This window comes from Roseateles sp. DB2 (genome assembly GCF_051857535.1).
Classification (GTDB): Bacteria; Pseudomonadota; Gammaproteobacteria; order Burkholderiales; family Burkholderiaceae_C; genus Roseateles_B.
The window spans coordinates 177,682-197,511 of the sequence record NZ_JBPZGY010000003.1; the positions used below are offsets into that span (position 1 = coordinate 177,682).

General features: G+C 65.6%; 14 protein-coding genes and 7 tRNA genes. 16 read left to right on the forward strand and 5 right to left on the reverse strand.

The annotated features are described in order from the left end of the window. Positions 1-36: 36 nt before the first annotated feature. Positions 37-1,059, forward strand: a complete 1,023-nt coding sequence (gene pbpG, locus ACS5PK_RS05840) for a D-alanyl-D-alanine endopeptidase (RefSeq protein ID WP_439439591.1) — start codon at positions 37-39, stop codon at positions 1,057-1,059. A 124-nt stretch (positions 1,060-1,183) separates the two neighbouring features. Here pbpG and ACS5PK_RS05845 read toward each other — a convergent pair whose 3' ends face one another. From ACS5PK_RS05845 to hpnC, 4 genes are read right to left on the reverse strand one after another with little or no spacing between them, the layout of a single operon-like run. Then, positions 1,184-1,951, reverse strand: coding sequence for an IclR family transcriptional regulator (locus ACS5PK_RS05845; RefSeq protein ID WP_439439315.1), 768 nt, complete (start codon positions 1,949-1,951; stop codon positions 1,184-1,186). Between the two features lie 57 nt (positions 1,952-2,008). Then, positions 2,009-3,328 (reverse strand): hydroxysqualene dehydroxylase HpnE, encoded by a 1,320-nt coding sequence (gene hpnE, locus ACS5PK_RS05850; protein ID WP_439439316.1) that lies wholly within the window; start codon positions 3,326-3,328, stop codon positions 2,009-2,011. Positions 3,329-3,332: 4 nt separating this feature from the next. Beyond that, entirely contained in the window at positions 3,333-4,181 is an 849-nt protein-coding gene (gene hpnD / locus ACS5PK_RS05855) for a presqualene diphosphate synthase HpnD (protein WP_439439317.1), read from the reverse strand. Beyond that, positions 4,178-5,035 (reverse strand): squalene synthase HpnC, encoded by an 858-nt coding sequence (hpnC, locus tag ACS5PK_RS05860; RefSeq protein ID WP_439439318.1) that lies wholly within the window; start codon positions 5,033-5,035, stop codon positions 4,178-4,180. Before hpnC ends, hpnD begins: the two co-directional genes overlap by 4 nt. Before the next feature lie 168 nt (positions 5,036-5,203). On the opposite strand from hpnC, the gene ACS5PK_RS05865 reads away from it, so the two are divergent. The 13 genes from ACS5PK_RS05865 to ACS5PK_RS05925 all read left to right on the forward strand — a co-directional run bounded on the left by ACS5PK_RS05865 (position 5,204) and on the right by ACS5PK_RS05925 (position 16,893). Continuing rightward, entirely contained in the window at positions 5,204-6,328 is a 1,125-nt protein-coding gene (locus ACS5PK_RS05865) for an efflux RND transporter periplasmic adaptor subunit (protein WP_439439319.1), read from the forward strand. Positions 6,329-6,345: 17 nt separating this feature from the next. Then, positions 6,346-9,501 carry an efflux RND transporter permease subunit gene (locus ACS5PK_RS05870; RefSeq protein WP_439439320.1) on the forward strand — a complete coding sequence of 1,052 codons (3,156 nt, stop codon included), beginning with the start codon at positions 6,346-6,348 and terminating at the stop codon, positions 9,499-9,501. A 198-nt stretch (positions 9,502-9,699) separates the two neighbouring features. Further along, positions 9,700-9,786: transfer RNA gene (locus tag ACS5PK_RS05875), tRNA-Leu, on the forward strand. A gap of 26 nt (positions 9,787-9,812) precedes the next feature. Next, on the forward strand, positions 9,813-11,123 hold the full coding sequence (gene tig, locus ACS5PK_RS05880; protein ID WP_439439321.1) for a trigger factor: 1,311 nt from the start codon (positions 9,813-9,815) through the stop codon (positions 11,121-11,123). A gap of 234 nt (positions 11,124-11,357) precedes the next feature. After that, entirely contained in the window at positions 11,358-11,966 is a 609-nt protein-coding gene (gene clpP / locus ACS5PK_RS05885) for an ATP-dependent Clp endopeptidase proteolytic subunit ClpP (protein WP_269629651.1), read from the forward strand. A gap of 168 nt (positions 11,967-12,134) precedes the next feature. Next, entirely contained in the window at positions 12,135-13,403 is a 1,269-nt protein-coding gene (clpX, locus tag ACS5PK_RS05890) for an ATP-dependent Clp protease ATP-binding subunit ClpX (protein WP_183104799.1), read from the forward strand. 146 nt (positions 13,404-13,549) lie between these two features. Further along, positions 13,550-15,973, forward strand: coding sequence for an endopeptidase La (gene lon / locus ACS5PK_RS05895; RefSeq protein WP_439439322.1), 2,424 nt, complete (start codon positions 13,550-13,552; stop codon positions 15,971-15,973). A gap of 154 nt (positions 15,974-16,127) precedes the next feature. After that, a tRNA-Gly gene (locus tag ACS5PK_RS05900) sits at positions 16,128-16,203 on the forward strand. An 87-nt stretch (positions 16,204-16,290) separates the two neighbouring features. After that, positions 16,291-16,364 (forward strand) — tRNA-Cys (locus ACS5PK_RS05905). Positions 16,365-16,373: 9 nt separating this feature from the next. After that, a tRNA-Gly gene (locus ACS5PK_RS05910) sits at positions 16,374-16,449 on the forward strand. A 45-nt stretch (positions 16,450-16,494) separates the two neighbouring features. Then, positions 16,495-16,570, forward strand: a tRNA-Gly gene (locus ACS5PK_RS05915). Positions 16,571-16,605: 35 nt separating this feature from the next. Then, positions 16,606-16,681: transfer RNA gene (locus ACS5PK_RS05920), tRNA-Gly, on the forward strand. 123 nt (positions 16,682-16,804) lie between these two features. Beyond that, positions 16,805-16,893: transfer RNA gene (locus ACS5PK_RS05925), tRNA-Leu, on the forward strand. Between the two features lie 93 nt (positions 16,894-16,986). Here ACS5PK_RS05925 and murI read toward each other — a convergent pair. Continuing rightward, positions 16,987-17,811: a glutamate racemase gene (gene murI / locus ACS5PK_RS05930; RefSeq protein WP_439439323.1), complete on the reverse strand. Its 825-nt coding sequence runs from the start codon at positions 17,809-17,811 to the stop codon at positions 16,987-16,989. 178 nt (positions 17,812-17,989) lie between these two features. On the opposite strand from murI, the gene ACS5PK_RS05935 reads away from it, so the two are divergent. Together ACS5PK_RS05935 and ACS5PK_RS05940 are read left to right on the forward strand one after the other, a co-directional pair. After that, complete coding sequence (locus ACS5PK_RS05935; RefSeq protein ID WP_439439324.1) at positions 17,990-18,739, forward strand: electron transfer flavoprotein subunit beta/FixA family protein; 750 nt, start codon at positions 17,990-17,992, stop codon at positions 18,737-18,739. 136 nt (positions 18,740-18,875) lie between these two features. Continuing rightward, positions 18,876-19,808: an electron transfer flavoprotein subunit alpha/FixB family protein gene (locus tag ACS5PK_RS05940; RefSeq protein ID WP_439439325.1), complete on the forward strand. Its 933-nt coding sequence runs from the start codon at positions 18,876-18,878 to the stop codon at positions 19,806-19,808. Positions 19,809-19,830: the final 22 nt, after the last annotated feature.

A 19,830-nucleotide genomic window follows, 5' to 3' on the forward strand; every position in this document is an offset into this window, starting at 1 on the left:
ATAGTGGGTGCTGCCGCGGGCAGCGTGATCGCCTTGATGCTGGCCCTGGCTTCGCAAGGAGCCCACGCGGCCTCCAGCACTGCCGGCAGCAAGGGAGTCGGCAAGACCTCAGGCAAGGCGCCGACCAAGGCCGTGGCCAAGAACGCCCGCAAGGCCAAGCCTGCCTCGGTGGTGCGCAAGGCAGCCGTGGTCGCCACGCCCGCCAGCCCGACTTTTGGTCAGATGTACGGCCTGCATGCGGTCGACGATCCCCTGGATCTCAAGAGCAGTGTGGCCCTGGTCATGGACCAGGACACCAACGAGATCCTGCTGTCCAAGAACACCCAGGCCGTGCTGCCCATCGCCTCCATCACCAAGCTGATGACGGCTCTGGTTGTGGTCGAAGGGGGGCAGGCCCTGGACGAGAAGATCACCATCACCGAGGACGACCGTGACACCGAGAAGGGCACGGGCTCGCGCCTGGCTCCCGGCACCACGCTGACCCGCTCTGAGATGCTGCACCTGGCCCTGATGTCCTCCGAGAACCGAGCGGCCAATGCGCTCGGGCGCAACTATCCGGGCGGTCTGACGGCCTTTGTGGCGGCCATGAACCAGAAGGCGCAGGCGCTGGGCATGACGGACACCCATTACGTCGAGCCCACCGGCCTGTCCAGTCGCAACCAGTCCAGCGCCAAGGACCTCGCGGCCCTGGTCAAGGTGGCCCACGAGGTGCCGCTGCTGCGTGAGTACTCCACCACCCGTGACGCGACCGTGGCCCTGGGGCGTCGCCAGGTGGCTTTCCACAACACCAACGGCCTGGTGCGCTCGGGCAGCTGGGACATCGGCATCCAGAAGACCGGCTTTATCAACGAGGCCGGCCGCTGCCTGGTGATGCAGGCCAGCCTGGCGGGTCGCAAGCTGATCATGGTGCTGCTGGACTCCACTGGCAAATACTCGCGAATCGGTGATGCAGAGCGCATCCGCAAATGGTTGACCAACAACGGTTTGACCAATACCGGGCTGAGCAGCACCGGCAGCCCTCAACCCCAGGCGCAGATGACGCTGGGCAAGGCCGGCTGAGCGTCGGCCCGCGTTGACAGGCCGGCGCACGCATCGGGGGCGCAGGTCCAAAGACAGACGCCCGGACCGCAAGGTGCCGGGCGTTGTTGTTTGCGATGAGATGGCCGGTCCGGCCAAGCGGGCATCAGCCCCGATAGCCCAGGGCTGCGGAAATCTGGGCTGCCGTGTCCTTGAGTCGGCCCAGCCAGGCTTCCTCCAGGCGATCTGCCGGTGCTGAGATGGACAGGCCGGCGACCAGCTTGCCCTGGTCGTCGTAGATGCCGGCGGCCATGCAGCGCACGCCCAGCTCCAGCTCCTCGTCGTCGCGAGCGACACCGCGCTGGCGCACCATGGCCATCTCCCGTTCCAGGGCGGCGATGTCGGTCAAGCTGTTGCGGGTATGGCCGGCCAGACCAGTGCGTGTGGCGTAGGCTCGCACGCGCTGGGGATCGTCGCTGGCCAGGAAGAGCTTGCCCACCGAGGTGAGGTGCAATGGGGCCCGTCCGCCCACGGCACGGACGACCTGCATGCCCGAGCGCTCGGAATAGGTGCGCTCGATATAGACGATCTCATCCCCTTGGCGCACCGAGAGATTGACCGGCTGGTGGGTGAACTTGTGGAGCTCGCGCATGGGTTCCAGCGCCGCATCTCGCACATCCAGCCTGGCCTTGACCAGATTGCCCAGCTCCAGCAGCCGCATGCCCAGGCGGTAGGCGCCGGCCTCCGGGCGATCGACGTAGCGTCCGATGGCCAGGTCGTTCAGGATGCGGTGCGCCGTGGAGGGGTGCAGTCCAGTGGTTTCGCTGATCTGCTTCAGGGAGACGGGATCCTGGTGGCTGGCCAACACATCCAGGATGGCGAAGCTGCGTTCCAGGACCTGGATGGCAGGGGTCTGTGCCTCAGTGCTCTTCATGCCGATCATTGTGCGGCAAAGCAGCAATTTTTTGCATGGCGAAATTGGAGACCAGTCTCAGTGTGTGGCGCGGGGCGCGACAACGCTCAATTCGGCGTGGAGGCCGAGCGCCGCCTGGCGACCGGACCGGACCGCGCCTTCGAGGGTAGCCGGGTAGGGGCCATCGACGTAGTCCCCTGCAGCCCACAAGCCGGCTGCCACGCGGGCGGCGGGTCGTTTCAGGCCTGGCGTGCAGGCGAAGGTGGCTCGCTTCTCCGCGAGCACGCGCTCCAGCTGCACCGGGCCCAGTTGCGGTGCCTGCCGGGTCACCTGGGCCAGGGTGGCCTGCGCACAGGCCGCAGTGCCATCCGGCCCGCGATCAAGCCAGGCGCCGGCGCCGCTGACGACGGCCGCGAAACGACCGGGGCCCAGGTCCAGCTGGCCATGGTCGAAGAGGTATTGGGCGGGCTCCGTCGCCGACTCCTTCAGTGCGACCATGGGAAAGGGTAGTCGGCCCTGGGCCCGCAGGTAGACCGTCACGATGGGCTCATAGCGCAAGGTGGCTGCCTTGGCTGACCAGGCGGCATCATGGGATGCCAGCTGGCGGGAGGCTTCCAGGGCCGGGCAGGCCAGGACGATGGCGTCGAAGGCTTCGGGCGTGCCGTCGGTCTGGACCGTCCACATGCCCGCCGGGCTGCGGCCGAGGTGGGCCCGGCGCCCGAGTTGCACACGGGCGCCCCGTGCTTCAAGGGCCGCCAGCGCGGGTGCCGGCAGCAGCGCGGACAGTGGCTGGCGGGGCAGCAGCAGGTCGGCCGATCCGCGGCCGGCGAACAGTGCGTCCTTGAGCACCCGAAGGAAGACCCGGGCGCTGGCCTGCTCAGCAGGCGTGTTGAGCGCCGCGACGCACAGTGGTGCCACCAGTTCGTCGTAGGGCTGGCGGTGCATGCCATGGCACAGCTCTCGCACCGTCAGATGCTCCCGGCAGCGGAAGCCGCTCAGCGCCCAGCCCAGGCTGAAGCCCAGCACGCTCAGCTGGGCGGACCAGGACCAGTGCCGGGCCTGCAGCACGGCCCGGGCAAAGGCCAGCTGCGGCGGGCCCTTGGTCAGTCGCAGGCCGCGGCCGTCGGCGTCCGTCAGTTGCAGAGGGCTGCGCTGGAGCAGCTGGTCTATCGGCAGGCCCAGCGAGGCCATCAGGGCCAGGGTCTCGGTATAGGCACCGATGAGGATGTGCTGGCCGTTGTCCAGCGGCGGTTCCAGGCCCTGCTGCGGCAGGCTGCGGGCCCGCCCACCAGGCGCCGGGGCCATTTCGAAGAGACTCAGCGCATGGCCCCGGTCCTGCAGCGCCAGGGCTGCGCTGAGACCGGCCCAGCCGGCGCCGATGACGGCAATGCGGGCCATGCCTTCAGCGGCCGCGCCAGTTGGTTTTCATCGCGATCCAGACCTTGCGCAGCGGCGTCAGCGAGATTTTCTGGTGCAGCACGCGGAAGTCTTCGGCCTCCAACTCGCGCAGCAGGGCGCGGTAGATGTTGGCCATCATCAGGCCAGGCTTCTGGGCCTTGCGGTCGGCCTCGGGCAGGAGGGCGAAGGCCTCGTCATAGCAGCGGTGGGCGCGCTCGGCCTGGAACTGCATGAGGGCGGTGAAGCGCTCGCTGTAGCCCCAGGGGGCCTGGCGCAACAGGATCTCGTTGGCCTTGACGCCGAACTGCTGCAGCTCATTCACCGGCAGGTAAATGCGGCCGCGGCGGGCGTCGTCGCCCACGTCCCGGATGATGTTGGTCAGCTGCAGGGCCAGGCCCAGCTTGTGGGCGTATGCGATGGTCTGGGCCTCGGTACGGCCGAAGATGCCCGAGGCTACTTCGCCCACGATGCCCGCCACGAGGTGGCAGTAGCGCTGCAGGCCGGCGAAGTCCAGGTAGCGGCTCTGGTCCAGGTCCATCTGGCAGCCCTCGATCACGGCCAGCAGGTGATCAGCGCGGATGTCGTAGTCCCGGACGTGCGGCATCAGGGCCTTCATGGCCGGATGGCTGGGCTGGCCGGCAAAAGCTGCCTGCACCTCCTTGCGCCACCAGGCCAGTTTGGCGCCGGCCACACCCGGGTCCTGGATCTCGTCCACCACGTCGTCCACCTCGCGGCAGAAGGCGTAGAAGGCGGTGATGGCAGCGCGCCGTGGCGGCGTGAGGAACTGGAAGGCGTAGTAGAAGCTGGATCCGCTGGCGGCCGCGCGCTGCTGGGCGTACTGGTCGGGTGTCACGCGGCAGCTCCTTGGGAGGCTGGGTGCATGCGCAGGGCTCGCCACAGCAGGGGGGCGGCGTCCAGGGCGCTCAGGTGCGGACGATGAACAAGAGAGGCATGATCCATGGCCCGGATTCTCTCAAGAATGCGCAGCCCGCCCTGGACGACCAGCCTCAATTCCCACCCTGCCCGCCCTGGCAGGGTATGAACCAGGGGCATGCCGATCAGCATCAGCTGCCGGGACCAATCGCAGAGCTCGGCGATGAGGCGCCGGGCCGCCGGACTGTCTTCGCAGCGCACCCAGGCCTCGGCCTGCAGGCCATGGCGAGCCAGATCTTCCTGGGGTACATAGCAGCGGCCGCTGGGGCCGTCGCGGCTGAAGTCCTGCCAGAAATTGATCAGCTGCAGCGCGCTGCAGATGGCATCCGACTGCCCCAAGGCCGTCGGACTGTCGACGCCATACAGATGCAGCAGCAGCCGGCCCACCGGATTGGCCGACCGCTCACAGTAGTGCAGCAGCTCCTCCCGGCTGTTGTAGCGGGTCTTGACGAGGTCCTGCTCGAAGGCGTCCAGCAGGGCTTCGAACAAGGGCAAGGGCAGGCCATGCCGAATCACCTGCGGGGCCAGCGGCGCAAAGACGCGGGACGCCCAGCGGGGTGAGGGCGCCTGGCCGGCGAAGCAGGCGTGCAGGTCCTGGCGATAGGCGCGCAGATCTGCCTGGCGTTCGGCAGTCGTGGCGCTGCCTTCGTCCGCGAGATCGTCTGCGGTCCGCGCAAAGTGGTAGATCGCCACCACGGCAGGCCGCAAGTGTGGGGGACACAGCCAGGAGGCGACGGGAAAGTTCTCGTAGTGCTCTATGCTCACGGCCGGCATTGTGTCCGCAATGTCCGCTGGCCTGGCGGTGTGTCGGCGCGCACGTTTCGGGGTTTGACAAGCCGGAACGTGCTTAATACATTACTGACCGGTCAGTCAGTTACTGCGCGGCAGCCCTGTGGCCTGCCGCCGTGCCTTGCCGCACGATCCGTCATGAAGAGGTCCTCGATGCCCAAAATCCGGAATGCCCGATTCCCCGCCTTGCTGCCCATGATGGTGGCCCTGCTGCTCAGCGCTTGCGGCAAGCAGGCGGCAGCCCCTGAACCTGAACGCGCCGTCCGGACACAGCTGATCGAGGCGGGCAGCGCCGGCATGACGCGTGAGTTCGCGGCCGAGATCCGCGCCCGGACCGAATCCCGCCTGTCCTTCCGGGTGGGAGGCAAGATCCAGCAGCGTCTGGTGAATGTGGGCGACAAGGTGCGCGCCGGGCAGGTGCTGGCGCAGCTGGATGCCCAGGACCTGCGCCTGGGGGCCGACGCGGCGCAGGCCCAGATGATTGCTGCCCGCACCAATCGTGATCAGGCCGGTGCGGACTACCGGCGCTTCATCGAACTGCATCAACAGGGTTTCATCAGTGCTGCTGAACTGGAGCGCCGCGATGCCTACTTCAAGGCGGCCCAGGCTCAGCTGGACCAGGCCAAGGCCCAGGCCAGTGTGCAGGGCAACCAGGTGGCCTATGCCGGCCTGGTGGCGGATGCGCCTGGCGTCGTGACCGGTGTGGACGCAGAGCCAGGCATGGTGGTAGGCGCGGGCATGCCGGTGCTGCGTGTTGCCCATGACGGGCCGCGTGACGTGGTGTTTTCCGTTCCCGAAGACCAGGTCGGTGGCCTGCGCGCGGCTGCCAGCCAGCCTGGCGCGCTGCGCATGCGCCTGTGGGGGCAGCAGGAAGTCGTGCCGCTGACCTTGCGGGAAGTGTCGGCTGCGGCCGATCCCGTCACCCGCACCTTCCAGGTCAAGGCAGATGTGGGCAAGGCTGACGTCAAGCTGGGCCAGACGGCTGCGGTGCTGTGGGAGCTGCCGCGGCTGGGCAATGTGGTCAAGCTGCCGCTGAGCGCCATCCTGGAGCGGGGCGGCAAGAGCCAGGTCTGGGTGCTGGACCCCGCCGCCATGACGGTCAAGGCCCAGCCGGTGCAGATCGGTGGGGCTGACGGCAATACCGTCGTCATTGCCGGCGGGCTCACGCCCGGCCAGGAGGTGGTGACGGCAGGCGTCCATGTGCTGAACGACGGCCAGAAGGTGCGTCGCTACGCGGGTGATGCCGCGCCTGCCGCGCCCGCTGCGGCTTCGCGCTGAGGAGGCTCACTGTGTCCATGAGCAGCAAACCGGGCCACGCAGGCTCCCGCTTCAATGTGTCGCGCTGGGCGCTGGAACACCCCGCCCTGACGCGCTACCTCATGATCGTGCTGATGGTGATGGGCTTTGCCGCCTATTTCCAGCTCGGCCAGGACGAGGACCCGCCCTTCACCTTCCGCCTGATGGTGGTCCAGGCCTTCTGGCCGGGCGCTACTGCCATGCAGATGGCCGACCAGGTGACGGACAAGATCGAGAAGACGCTGCAGGAAGTGCCTTACTCGGACAAGATCCGCTCCTACACCAAGCCGGGCGAGTCGCTCACCATCTTTCAGCTGAAGGACAGCACGCCGCCCAAGGATGTGGCGGACGTCTGGTACCAGGTCCGCAAGCGCGTCAACGACATGCGCTACACCCTGCCGCAGGGCGTGCTGGGCCCCGTGTTCAACGACGACTTCGGTGATGTCTACGGCTCCATCTACGCCCTGAGCAGCGATGGCTTCAGCCGTGAGGAGACCCGGGTCTACGCCGAGCGCGTGCGTCACCAATTGCTCAAGGTGCGCGACGTGGCCAAGGTGGAGGTCTTCGGCATCCAGCCCGAGAAGATCTACATCGAGGTCTCGCAGAAGCGCCTGGCCGAGTTGGGCCTGGACTTCACGCAGGTGATCAACCAGATCGGCGCCCAGAACGCGGTGGAAGGCGCGGGCGTGCTCAATGCCGGCAGTACCAATCTGCAGATCCGCGTGCAGGGTCAGCTGGATGACCTGAAGGCCCTGCGCGACTTCTCCATTCGTGCGGTCAATCCCTTCACAGGGGCAGCCAGCCAGTTCCGTCTGGGTGATATCGCCGAGATCAAGCGCGACTACGTCGACCCGCCCAGCACCATGGTGCGCCACCAGGGCAAGCAGGTGCTGGCCCTGGGCGTGTCCATGGCCAAGGGCGGCGACATCATCGCCATGGGCCAGGCACTCAAGACCCAACTGGCCGAGGTCCAGAAGGGCCTGCCTGCGGGCATGGAGCTCTCGCAGATCCAGGACCAGCCGGCCTCGGTCTCGCGCTCGGTGAACGAGTTCGTCCATGTGCTGATCGAGGCCGTGGTGATCGTCCTGGCCGTCAGCTTCATCAGCCTGGGCCTGCACACGCGGCCCCTGCGCATCGACATCTGGCCGGGCCTGGTCGTGGCCATCACCATCCCGCTGGTGCTGGCGATCACCTTCGTCACCATGTTCTATTGGGGCGTCGGGCTGCACAAGATTTCGCTGGGCTCTCTGATCATTGCGCTGGGCCTGCTGGTGGACGACGCCATCATTGCGGTCGAGATGATGGTCCGCAAGCTGGAAGAGGGCTACGACAAGATGCATGCGGCGACCTTCGCCTATGACGTCACCGCCATGCCCATGCTCACCGGCACGCTGATCACGGCCGTGGGCTTTCTGCCCATCGGATTGGCGCAGTCCACGGTGGGCGAGTACACCTTCGCCATCTTCGCGGTGACGGCGGCCTCGCTGGTCATCTCCTGGGTGGTCTCGATCTACTTCGTGCCCTACCTGGGCTCCTTCCTGCTCAAGACCAAGGCCGGCCATCCCGGCGAGAGTCATGAGCTCTTCGACACGCCGTTCTACAACCGCTTCCGCGGCATGGTGCGCTGGTGCGTGGAGCATCGCTGGAAGACCATAGGCATCACCGTGCTGCTGTTCCTGGCCGGCCTCTTCGGCATGACCCGCGTGCAGCAGCAGTTCTTCCCCGACTCCAGCCGGCCCGAGATCCTCGTCGACCTGTGGCTGCCCGAGGGCTCGACCATCCAGCAGAGCGAGCAGATGGCCAAGCGCTTCGAGGCCCGCATGCTCAAGGAAGAGGGCGTGGCCAGCATCACCACCTGGGTGGGCAGCGGCGTGCCGCGCTTCTACCTGCCGCTGGATCAGGTCTTCCCGCAGTCCAATGTCAGCCAGGCCATCGTGCTGCCCAAGGACCTTGCCCAGCGCGAGGCCCTGCGCAAGCGCCTGCCTGAGCTGATGGCCACCGAGTTCCCCGAGGTCCGCACCCGCGTCAAGCTGCTGCCCAACGGGCCGCCGGTGCCCTATCCGGTGCAGTTCCGCGTGACGGGTGAGGACCCCAGGCTCGTGCGCCAGTGGGCCGACAAGGCCAAGGAGCTGCTCAAGGCCAATCCGCACATGCGCGGCGTCAACGACAACTGGAACGAGTCCATCAAGGCCCTCAAGCTGGACGTGGATCAGGACAAGGCCCGCGCCCTGGGCGTCACCAGCCAGAGCCTGGCGCAGGCCTCGCGCACCATCCTGTCGGGCACCGTCATCGGCCAGTACCGCGAGGCGGACAAGCTCATCGACATCGTGCTGCGCCAGCCCCTGGAAGAGCGCAATGCCATCACCGACCTGGGCAATGCCTACATGCCCACCACGACCGGCCGCGCCGTGCCCCTGACCCAGGTGGCCAAGGTGGGCTTTGAATGGGAGCCCGGCGTCATGTGGCGCGAGGGCCGCAACTACGCGGTCACCGTGCAGGGCGACGTGGAGGAGGGCATGCAGGGGGCCACCGTCTCGGCCCAGGTCTGGCCCCAGATGCAGGCGCTGTCAGCCAAGATGCCGCCAGGCTACCGCATCGAGGTGGCCGGCGCGGTGGAGGAAAGCAGCAAGGGCCAGGGCTCCATCGCCGCCGGTGTGCCAGTGATGCTCTTCATCATCTTCACCCTGCTGATGCTGCAGCTGCAGAGCTTCTCGCGTGCCATGCTGGTCTTCCTGACCGGCCCCCTGGGCATTGCCGGCGTGGCGGCGGCACTCCTGTTGCTGAACAGGCCCTTCGGCTTCGTGGCCCTGCTCGGTGTGATCGCGCTGATGGGCATGATCATGCGCAACTCGGTGATCCTGATCGACCAGATCGAGCAGGACCGTGCCCGCGGCGTGCCGGCCTGGTCGGCCATCGTCGAGTCGGCGGTGAGGCGCTTCCGCCCCATCGTGTTGACGGCGGCGGCAGCGGTGCTGGCCATGATTCCGCTGTCACGCAGTGTGTTCTGGGGCCCGATGGCTGTGGCCATCATGGGCGGCCTGATCGTCGCTACCGTGCTGACGCTGCTGGCCCTGCCGGCCATGTATGCGGCCTGGTTCCGGGTGATGCGCCCGGCGGAAGCGAACTCGCGCTTCCCGACGCCCTCTCGCTTCTGAGCGGCCTGGCACCGGGGCGCCTTGCCTGGAAACGGGCAGGGCGCCTTTCTCTTTTTGGGGGGAGGTGATTGCGGCTAACCCCTAGGTCCGGGAAATGCCCGTATTCACGGCTACAATCACCGGTTTGCCGAAATGCCACGAGGCTGAGGTGGCTTGGGGTTTTAGGACCCCGATGCTGCGGCAGCCTTGAAACCACTCGCGCGGGTGGCGAAATTGGTAGACGCACCAGGTTTAGGTCCTGACGCCTTCACGGGCGTGTCGGTTCGAGTCCGACCCCGCGCACCAGAATCACTTTGTTCACAGAGTCCACTATGGCTGTCACCGTCGAAACCCTCGAAAAGCTCGAACGCCGCATCACGCTCACGCTGGCGGCCGCTGACATCAACAGCGAAGTCGAGACCCGCCTGAAGAAGCTGGCCCGCACGGTCAAGGCTGATGGCTTCCGCCCCGGCAAGGTGCCGATGAGCGTGGTCGCCCAGCGCTATGGCTATTCCGTCCAGTATGAAGTCATGAACGACAAGCTGGGTCAGGCCTTCACCGCCGCAGCCAACGAGGCGCAACTGCGCGTCGCCGGCGTGCCCAACATCGCTCAGAAGGACGATGCGCCCGAAGGCCAGATGGCCTTTGACGCCACTTTCGAGGTCTATCCTGAAGTCAAGATCGGCGATCTGACTGCCGCCGAGGTGGAGCGCGTCTCCAGCGAGGTGACCGAGGAAGCCATCGACAAGACCGTCGAGATCCTGCGCAAGCAGCGCCGCACCTTCGCCCAGCGTCCTGCTGCCGAGGCTGCCACTGACGGCGATCGCGTCACCATCGACTTCGAAGGCAAGATCGACGGCGAGACCTTCGCTGGCGGCAAGGCCGAAGGCTTCCAGTTCCTGCTGGGCGAAGGCCAGATGCTTGAGGCCTTCGAGAAGGCCGTGCGCGGCATGAAGGCGGGCGAGTCCAAGACCTTCCCCCTGGCCTTCCCCGAGGACTACCACGGCAAGGACGTGGCCGGCAAGGAAGCCGACTTCCTGGTGACGGTCAAGAAGATCGAGGCCCAGCACCTGCCCGAAGTGAATGAGGCCTTTGCCAAGTCCCTGGGCATCAAGGACGCCACGGTCGAAGCCCTGCGCGCCGACATCAAGAAGAACCTTGAGCGCGAAGTGAAGTTCCGCGTGCTGGCCCGCAACAAGGCTGCCGTGATGGACGCCCTGGTAGCCGCTGCCGAGCTGGACATCCCCAAGGCCCTGGTGAGCGGCGAGACCGAGCGCCTGGTCGAAGGTGCCCGCGAGGACCTGAAGAAGCGCGGCGTCAAGGATGCCGACAAGGCCCCGATCCCCGCCGAGCTGTTCACCGCCCAAGCCGAGCGCCGCGTGCGTCTGGGTCTGGTGGTGTCGGAGCTGGTTCGTGCCAACAACCTGCAGGCCAAGCCCGAGCAGCTGCAAGCTCACATCGAAGAGCTGTCGCAGAGCTATGAGAAGCCCGCCGAAGTCGTGCGCTGGTACCTGAGCGACCGTCAGCGCCTGGCCGAAGTCGAAGCCATCGTGATCGAGAACAACGTCACCGACTTCGTGCTGGCCAAGGCCAAGGTCAGCGACAAGGCCCTGCCTTTCGACGAACTGATGGCCCAGGCCTGATGACTCGGAGTCCCGGGCCCGCCCCGGGACTGCCAAGGGCGCCGTGCCGTTAGGCCGGCGCCTTTTTTCATTGCGCGGGAGCCTGGGGCGTGGCCGGTGTCGGCACTCGGGCCCGGGTAGGGGCTCGCCGCTGTTGCTCGGATGAACCCCTGGCGGAAAGCCTGCGCTTGCCGGGACATAATCCGACCCCATATGACCCGCTATCACCCGCTGAACCAACCGCAAGGACCCTTCATGAGCGCGCTGGAAACGAGCAATCTGGGCATGGTGCCCATCGTCATCGAACAATCGGGCCGCGGCGAGCGTGCCTACGACATCTACAGCCGCCTGCTGCGCGAGCGCATCATCTTCCTGGTAGGCCCCGTCAATGACGCCACCGCCAACCTGGTCGTGGCCCAGTTGCTGTTCCTGGAGAGCGAGAACCCTGACAAGGAGATCTCGCTGTACATCAACAGCCCCGGCGGTAGCGTCTCGGCCGGCATGTCCATCTACGACACCATGCAGTTCATCAAGCCCGAGGTCTCGACCCTGTGCATGGGCATGGCCGCAAGCATGGGCGCTTTCTTGCTGACGGCCGGTGCCAAGGGCAAGCGTTTCGCTCTGCCCAACTCCAAGATCATGATCCACCAGCCCCTGGGTGGCGCCCAAGGTCAGGCCACAGACATCGAGATCCATGCCCGCGAGATCCTCAAGACCCGCGAGCAGCTCAATCGCATCATGGCCGAGCGCAGTGGCCAGCCCCTGGAGAAGATCCAGAACGACACCGAGCGCGACTACTTCATGTCGGCCGCCGAAGCTCAGGCCTATGGCCTGATCGACCAGGTGATCGAGAAGCGACCCTGAGTGCGAGCGGGCAGGGCGGGGGCTCACCGAGGCCTCGTCTGGCCCGCATGACGCACCCGGTGCCGCTGCCAACTGGTGCCGGATGAGGGCCCTTATCCACCCAAGGGCCCTTTCTTCTTATGAACTATCATCAGCACAGGTCTCCCACCTGAACCGAAAAGCAGATCCATGGCCGAGAAAAAAGGCAACTCCAGCGAGAAAGTCCTCTACTGCTCCTTCTGCGGCAAGAGCCAGCATGAAGTGAAGAAGCTGATCGCTGGCCCGTCGGTATTCATTTGCGATGAGTGCATCGAGCTGTGCAACGACATCATCCGCGATGAGGTGCCGGCCGAAGGCGCGCAGCCGCGTGCCAGCAAATCCGATCTGCCCGTCCCGAGTGAAATCAAGAGCAGCCTGGACCAGTACGTCATCGGCCAGGATGTCGCCAAGCGCACGCTGTCCGTGGCGGTCTACAACCACTACAAGCGCCTGCGCCACATGGCGGACAACAAGGGCGAGGTGGAACTGTCCAAGAGCAACATCCTGCTGATCGGCCCCACGGGCTCCGGCAAGACCCTGCTGGCCCAGACCCTGGCCCGCCTGCTCAACGTGCCCTTCGTGATCGCCGACGCCACCACGCTGACCGAAGCCGGCTACGTGGGCGAGGACGTCGAGAACATCATCCAGAAGCTGCTGCAGAACTGCAATTACGACGTCGAGCGTGCGCAGCGTGGCATCGTCTATATCGACGAGATCGACAAGATCTCCCGCAAGGCCGACAACCCCTCCATCACCCGTGACGTGTCGGGGGAGGGCGTGCAGCAAGCCTTGCTGAAGCTGGTCGAAGGCACGATGGCCTCGGTGCCCCCGCAAGGTGGCCGCAAGCACCCCAACCAGGACTTCTTGCAGATTGACACGACCAACATCCTGTTCATCTGTGGCGGCGCCTTCGACGGCCTGGAAAAGGTCATCCAGAACCGCTCCGAGAAGTCCGGCATCGGCTTTGGTGCCTCGGTGAAGAGCAAGTCCGAGCGCAAGGTCTCCGAGCTCTTCCGCGAGGTCGAGCCCGAGGACCTGATCAAGTTCGGCCTGATCCCTGAGCTGGTGGGCCGCCTGCCGGTGGTCGCCACTCTCGGCGAACTGACCGAGGACGCACTGATCCAGATCCTCACCGAGCCCAAGAATGCCCTGGTCAAGCAGTACCAGCAGCTGTTCGCCATGGATGGCGTGGAACTGGAGATTCGTTCCTCGGCCCTGGGTGCCATCGCACGCAAGGCCCTGGCCCGCAAAACGGGGGCGCGTGGCCTGCGTTCCATCATGGAGCATTCGCTGATCGACACCATGTTCGAACTGCCGGCCCTCGATGGCGTGGCCAAGGTCGTGCTGGACGAACACAACATCGAGGAAGACGCCAAGCCGCTGCTCGTCTATCGCGAGCAGGCCAAGGCGAGCGCCTGACCGGTCCCTGCCTGCATGCGGGTGGCCTTCGGGCCGCTTGCGTGCCAAAGCACCGTCAATATCGGTCTGATGGCAAAAGAGGGCAGCCGCCCGGCCTTGCAATCAGGCCCTCGGGCCCCAGATGGGCCTGAGAAAGAGAGGTTTCTATGTCCGGTCATCCCATCCTGCCCGCAGAACCCATCACCCTCCCGCTGCTGCCGCTGCGCGATGTGGTGGTGTTCCCGCACATGGTGATCCCGCTGTTCGTGGGGCGCCCCAAGTCCATCAAGGCCCTGGAGGCTGCCATGGACGCCGGCCGCCAGATCATGCTTGTGGCTCAGAAGGCCGCCGGCAAGGACGAGCCCAAGGCCGACGACATGTTTGAGGTCGGCTGCGTCTCCAGCATTCTGCAGATGCTCAAGCTGCCAGACGGCACCGTGAAGGTCCTGGTGGAGGGCCTGCAGCGCGCCACCACCAACACCATCAGCGAGACCGAGGAACACTTTGTTGCCGAGGTCACGCCCATCCCGCCCGAGGCCACCCTGGCCCCTGAGGTGGAGGCCCTGCGCCGCGCCGTGACCCAGCAGTTTGACCAGTACGTCAAGCTCAACAAGAAGATCCCCCCGGAGATCCTCACCTCCATCGCCGGCATCGACGACGCCGGCCGCCTGGCGGACACCATCGCAGCCCACCTGCCGCTCAAGCTCGATGCCAAGCAGTCCGTGCTGGACCTGGCTGACGTCGCCAAGCGCCTGGAGAAGCTGCTGGACCTCCTGGAGCACGAGGTCGACATCCTGCAGGTGGAAAAGCGCATCCGTGGCCGCGTCAAGCGCCAGATGGAGAAGAGCCAGCGCGAGTACTACCTCAACGAGCAGGTCAAGGCCATCCAGAAGGAACTGGGCGACGGCGAAGAAGGCGCCGACATGGAAGAGCTGGAAAAGCGCATCCAGGCCGCCCGCATGCCCAAGGAAGCCCGCAAGAAGGCCGAGGGCGAGCTGAAGAAGCTCAAGCTGATGTCGCCCATGTCGGCCGAAGCCACCGTGGTGCGCAACTACATCGACACCCTGGTCAACCTGCCCTGGAGCAAGAAGACCAAGATCAAGCACGACCTGGCCTTCGCCGAGTCCGTGCTGAACGAGGACCACTACGGCCTCGATAAGGTCAAGGAACGCATCCTCGAGTACCTCGCGGTGCAGCAGCGTGTGGACAAGGTCAAGGCACCCATCCTGTGCCTGGTCGGCCCTCCCGGCGTGGGCAAGACCTCGCTGGGCCAGTCCGTGGCCCGTGCCACCGGCCGCAAGTTCGTGCGCATGGCCCTGGGCGGCGTGCGTGACGAGGCCGAGATCCGCGGCCATCGCCGCACCTACATCGGCTCCATGCCGGGCAAGGTGCTGCAGTCGCTCTCCAAGGTGGGCACGCGCAATCCGCTGTTCCTTCTGGATGAGATCGACAAGCTGGGCATGGACTTCCGCGGCGATCCCTCCTCGGCCCTGCTGGAGGTGCTGGATCCCGAGCAGAACCACACCTTCGCCGATCACTACATCGAGGTGGACTTCGACCTGTCCGATGTCATGTTCGTGGCCACGTCCAACTCGCTGAACATACCGCCGGCCCTGCTGGACCGCATGGAGGTGATCCGCCTGTCCGGCTACACGGAAGACGAGAAGGTCAGCATCGCCCAGCGCTACCTGCTGCCCAAGCAGCGCAGCAACAACGGCGTCAAGGAAGACGAGCTGGAAGTGGCCGAGTCCGCCATCCGTGGCGTGATCCGCTACTACACCCGCGAGGCCGGCGTGCGTTCGCTGGAGCGCGAGGTCTCCAAGATCTGCCGCAAGGTGGTCAAGGGTCACCAGCTGAAGAGTTATGAAGGCAAGGTGGTCGTCACGGAAGACAACCTCCACGACTTCCTGGGCGTGCGCAAGTACGACTTCGGTCGTGCCGAAAAGACCAACCAGGTCGGCCAGGTGGTCGGTCTGGCCTGGACGGAAGTGGGCGGCGACCTGCTCACCATCGAAGCCACGGCAATGCCGGGCAAGGGCAACATCATCCGCACCGGCTCGCTGGGCGACGTGATGAAGGAGTCTGTCGAGGCCGCACGTACGGTGGTGCGCTCGCGGGCCAGCCGCCTGGGCATCAAGGACGAGCTCTTCGAGAAGCGAGACGTGCACGTGCACGTGCCTGATGGCGCCACGCCCAAGGACGGCCCCAGCGCGGGCATTGCCATGACGACGGCCTTCGTCTCCGCGCTGACGGGCATTCCGGTGCGCGCGGATGTCGCCATGACCGGCGAGATCACGCTGCGAGGCGAGGTGACGGCCATCGGCGGTCTGAAGGAAAAGCTGCTGGCTGCACACCGCGGCGGCGTCAAGACCGTGATGATTCCTGAAGAGAACGTCAAGGACCTTCAGGACATCCCGGAGAACGTCAAGAACCAGCTGGAGATCGTGCCTGTGCGCTGGATCGAGCGGGTGCTGGAAGTGGCGCTGGAGTCCGTGCCCAAGCCGCTCCCGGAAGAGGAAGCCGTGCAGCCCAAGGCCGCTGAGGAGGCCGCCAAGCCGGCGGCTGCAGCGGGGGAAACCATCAAGCACTGAGACTTTGATTGAAATGACCCGCGCAAGGCTTGCGCGGGTCAAAAAATCCGGTCTATAATCTGAGCTTCAGCGCAAACGGTGCGACACTGAAATCAAGGCAATAGTCTTGAAGGCGGTTTTCTCAAACGTGTGTTGAACTCTAATCAGAGTCCATGCGGGAATAGCTCAGTTGGTAGAGCGCAACCTTGCCAAGGTTGAGGTCGCGAGTTCGAGCCTCGTTTCCCGCTCCAGGATTTTGAAGACGAATTTCAAAAGGGAGGCCCCGGCTTCCCTTTTTCGTCAAGGTCTTCACCAAGGGCTTTGGCGTGGATTGTGATGGCGCGGTAGCAAAGCGGTTATGCCCCGGATTGCAAATCCGGTTAGTCCGGTTCGACTCCGGACCGCGCCTCCAGAGTGACATGCGGGAATAGCTCAGTTGGTAGAGCGCAACCTTGCCAAGGTTGAGGTCGCGAGTTCGAGCCTCGTTTCCCGCTCCATCATTCGATCCGAACGTTGGCTGCCACCAAAGCAGCCGGCACCATGCGGGAATAGCTCAGTTGGTAGAGCGCAACCTTGCCAAGGTTGAGGTCGCGAGTTCGAGCCTCGTTTCCCGCTCCAGTTTGTATGCGCTGGATGCTTGTCATCCGGCCCATGCGGGAATAGCTCAGTTGGTAGAGCGCAACCTTGCCAAGGTTGAGGTCGCGAGTTCGAGCCTCGTTTCCCGCTCCAGATCTGACAAGGGGAAGCACTGCTTCCCCTTTGTCGTTTCAAGGCCGGTCTTCATGCCGGCGTGCCCCTTGCGGTGCCGCCAGGGGTGCCTTGCCGCAGATAATGCGCACCGTCAGCGACCCTGCCCGGGTGGTGAAATTGGTAGACGCAGCGGACTTAAAATCCGCGGCCCTGAACGGGGCGTACGGGTTCGAGTCCCGTCCCGGGCACCAGATCGCATTGCGTCAGAGCCGACCTCGTGTCGGCTTTTTCATTTCTGCAGCAGGTCTCTGACTCCTCGGCGTGCACGCAGCGTCGGAGTGGGTTCAGATGTTGATCTGGCGCGCCGTCTGAGGCGCCTGCAGAGCCAGGGTGGCCAGCCGCTCGAGAGGCGCTGGATCGCCCGTGCTTTCCAGCCTTACCGAAGCCTGCTGGGCGGGTAGGCCCAGTTCCGTCCAGCGCTTGTGCGTCTGCCGCGCCACAGCGCCTTCCGTGTTGAGGACGGTGATCCCGGGCCCGAGCAGCGTCTCGATGCGGTCTTGGATGAAAGGGTAGTGCGTGCAGCCCAGCAGCACGGTGTCGGCGCCGCTGGCCTTCACGGCGTCGCTGTAGGTCTTGAGCAGGCTCTGCAGATGCTCGTCGTCCAGGTGGCCGGTCTCGATGCGATCGACCAGCCCCGGGCAGGCCTGGCTGTGCACGTGCACGGTGCCCGCATGGGTGGCAATGAGTTGTCGATACCGCTCGCTGTTGACAGTGGCCTGCGTGGCCATCACGGCGATGCGCCCATTGCGCGTGGTCTGCACGGCCGGTTTGATGCCGGGCTCGATGCCCACGATGGGCAGAGCGGGCCAGCGCGCCCGCAAGGCAGCCACCGCGTGCGCCGTGGCGGTGTTGCAGGCCACCACGATCAGGGCGGCACCATGAGCGATCAGGTGCTCGCCGATGGCCAGGCAGCGCGCCACGATGGCCTCGGTGCTCTTGGGGCCGTAGGGGGCATGACCCGAATCCGCCACGTAATGCAGGGGGGCGTCGGGCAGGGCGCTGCGCAGCGCTCGCAAGACGGTGAGTCCGCCTACGCCGGAATCGAAGACACCGATGCTCGGCGCGCTCGGTAGTGCCGGGGCGGTGGCGCGGGGATTGCTGTCCATCATCAGGGAGCGGAGTCTAAATGCAGCTTGCCAAGGCCCCATTCTTCATGCCTAAAATAGAACGATCGTTCGTTTTATTTTTCACCTTGATGGACGTGCGGCGTGCAGGGCTTCGCGCATGGGCACCAGACCCCCGTAGAATCCTGATTAACGTTTACGTCAATTCGCCTGGAGTGCTTCGATGAAGGTATTGGTTCCCGTCAAACGAGTCGTCGACTACAACGTCAAGGTGCGCGTCAAGAGTGACGGCACGGGTGTGGACATCGCCAATGTGAAGATGTCCATGAATCCCTTTGACGAGATTGCCGTCGAAGAGGCCGTGCGCCTGAAGGAAAAGGGCGTCGTCACCGAGGTGATCGCCGTGTCCTGCGGCGTGACCCAATGCCAGGAGACCCTGCGCACCGCCATGGCCATCGGTGCCGACCGCGCCATCCTGGTCGAGACCGACGCCGAGCTGCAGCCCCTGGCCGTGGCCAAGATCCTGAAGGCGCTGGTCGACAAGGAGCAGCCCCAGTTGGTGATTCTGGGCAAGCAGGCCATCGATGACGACTGCAACCAGACCGGCCAGATGCTGGCCGCGCTGACCGGCCTGCCGCAGGGCACTTTCGCCTCCAAGGTCGAAGTGGTCGACGGCAAGGTGGCCGTGACCCGCGAGGTCGACGGTGGCCTGGAGACCGTGTCCCTGAGCCTGCCGGCCGTGGTCACCACTGACCTGCGCCTGAACGAGCCGCGCTACGTCACCCTGCCGAACATCATGAAGGCCAAGAAGAAGACGCTTGACGTCGTCAAACCGGCCGATCTGGGCGTGGATGTCGCCCCCCGCATCAAGACCCTGAAGGTCGAAGAGCCGCCCAAGCGCAGCGCCGGCATCAAGGTGCCGGATGTGGCCACCCTGGTGTCCAAGCTCAAGAACGAAGCGAAAGTGATTTAACCACCCCTACGCGCTTCGCGCGCCCCTCAAGGGGCGAGCCCGGAGGCCCGGCAAAGCCGGATCCTCGGGCTCAGTTGGGAAATACAGATTGAAGCGGTGCGGCGGCCGGTCCGCCGCACTGATGGAGATAGAAGACATGACCGCACTCGTCATTGCTGAACACGACAACGCGTCCATCAAGGGCGCCACGCTGAACACCGTCACGGCCGCTGCGGCTGCTGGTGGGGACGTCCATGTGCTGGTGGCTGGCCACAATGCCGGCGCTGCCGCTGCCGCTGCTGCCCAGATCGCTGGCGTGAGCAAGGTGCTGCACGCCGACAGCGCCGCCCTGGCCGACGGCCTGGCAGAGAACCTGGCCGCGCAAGTGCTGGCCTTGGCCTCGGGCTACAGCCACCTGCTGTTCCCCGCTACCGCCTCTGGCAAGAACGTCGCTCCCCGCGTCGCGGCCCTGCTGGACGTGGCCCAGCTGAGCGACATCACCAAGGTCATCAGCGCCGACACCTTCGAGCGTCCGATCTACGCCGGCAACGCCATCGCCACCGTGCAGTCGGCCGACGCCGTCAAGGTGATCACGGTCCGCACGACCGGCTTTGACGCCGCCGCCGCGACCGGTGGCAGCGCCGCCGTCGAGACCGTGGCCGCCGCCGCCGACAGCGGCAAGAGCAGCTTTGTGGGCCGTGAAGTCACCAAGAGCGACCGCCCCGAGCTGACCGCCGCCAAGATCATCGTCTCCGGCGGACGTGCCCTGGGTTCGAGCGACAAGTTCAACGAAGTCCTGACCCCCCTGGCCGACAAGCTGGGCGCCGCCCTGGGTGCCTCGCGTGCCGCGGTGGACGCCGGCTACGCGCCCAACGACTGGCAGGTCGGCCAGACCGGCAAGATCGTCGCGCCCCAGCTGTACATCGCCTGCGGCATCAGCGGCGCCATCCAGCACCTGGCCGGCATGAAGGACTCCAAGGTGATCGTCGCGATCAACAAGGACCCGGAAGCCCCGATCTTCTCGGTGGCCGACTACGGCCTGGAAGCCGACCTGTTCACGGCCGTGCCGGAGCTGGTCAGCAGCCTCTGAGCCGCCCCCACACGCCAATAGC

Excerpts from the sequence above, each read along its gene's own strand:
- ACS5PK_RS05870 (WP_439439320.1), top strand. The coding sequence starts at position 6,346 with ATGAGCAGCAAACCGGGCCACGCAGGCTCCCGCTTCAATGTGTCGCGC.
- ACS5PK_RS05865 (WP_439439319.1), top strand. The coding sequence starts at position 5,204 with ATGCCCAAAATCCGGAATGCCCGATTCCCCGCCTTGCTGCCCATGATG.
- tig (WP_439439321.1), top strand. The coding sequence starts at position 9,813 with ATGGCTGTCACCGTCGAAACCCTCGAAAAGCTCGAACGCCGCATCACG.
- lon (WP_439439322.1), top strand. The coding sequence starts at position 13,550 with ATGTCCGGTCATCCCATCCTGCCCGCAGAACCCATCACCCTCCCGCTG.
- pbpG (WP_439439591.1), top strand. The coding sequence starts at position 37 with ATGCTGGCCCTGGCTTCGCAAGGAGCCCACGCGGCCTCCAGCACTGCC.
- ACS5PK_RS05940 (WP_439439325.1), top strand. The coding sequence starts at position 18,876 with ATGACCGCACTCGTCATTGCTGAACACGACAACGCGTCCATCAAGGGC.
- hpnC (WP_439439318.1), bottom strand. The coding sequence starts at position 5,035 with ATGCCGGCCGTGAGCATAGAGCACTACGAGAACTTTCCCGTCGCCTCC.
- hpnE (WP_439439316.1), bottom strand. The coding sequence starts at position 3,328 with ATGGCCCGCATTGCCGTCATCGGCGCCGGCTGGGCCGGTCTCAGCGCA.
- clpX (WP_183104799.1), top strand. The coding sequence starts at position 12,135 with ATGGCCGAGAAAAAAGGCAACTCCAGCGAGAAAGTCCTCTACTGCTCC.
- murI (WP_439439323.1), bottom strand. The coding sequence starts at position 17,811 with ATGATGGACAGCAATCCCCGCGCCACCGCCCCGGCACTACCGAGCGCG.
- ACS5PK_RS05845 (WP_439439315.1), bottom strand. The coding sequence starts at position 1,951 with ATGAAGAGCACTGAGGCACAGACCCCTGCCATCCAGGTCCTGGAACGC.
- clpP (WP_269629651.1), top strand. The coding sequence starts at position 11,358 with ATGAGCGCGCTGGAAACGAGCAATCTGGGCATGGTGCCCATCGTCATC.
- ACS5PK_RS05935 (WP_439439324.1), top strand. The coding sequence starts at position 17,990 with ATGAAGGTATTGGTTCCCGTCAAACGAGTCGTCGACTACAACGTCAAG.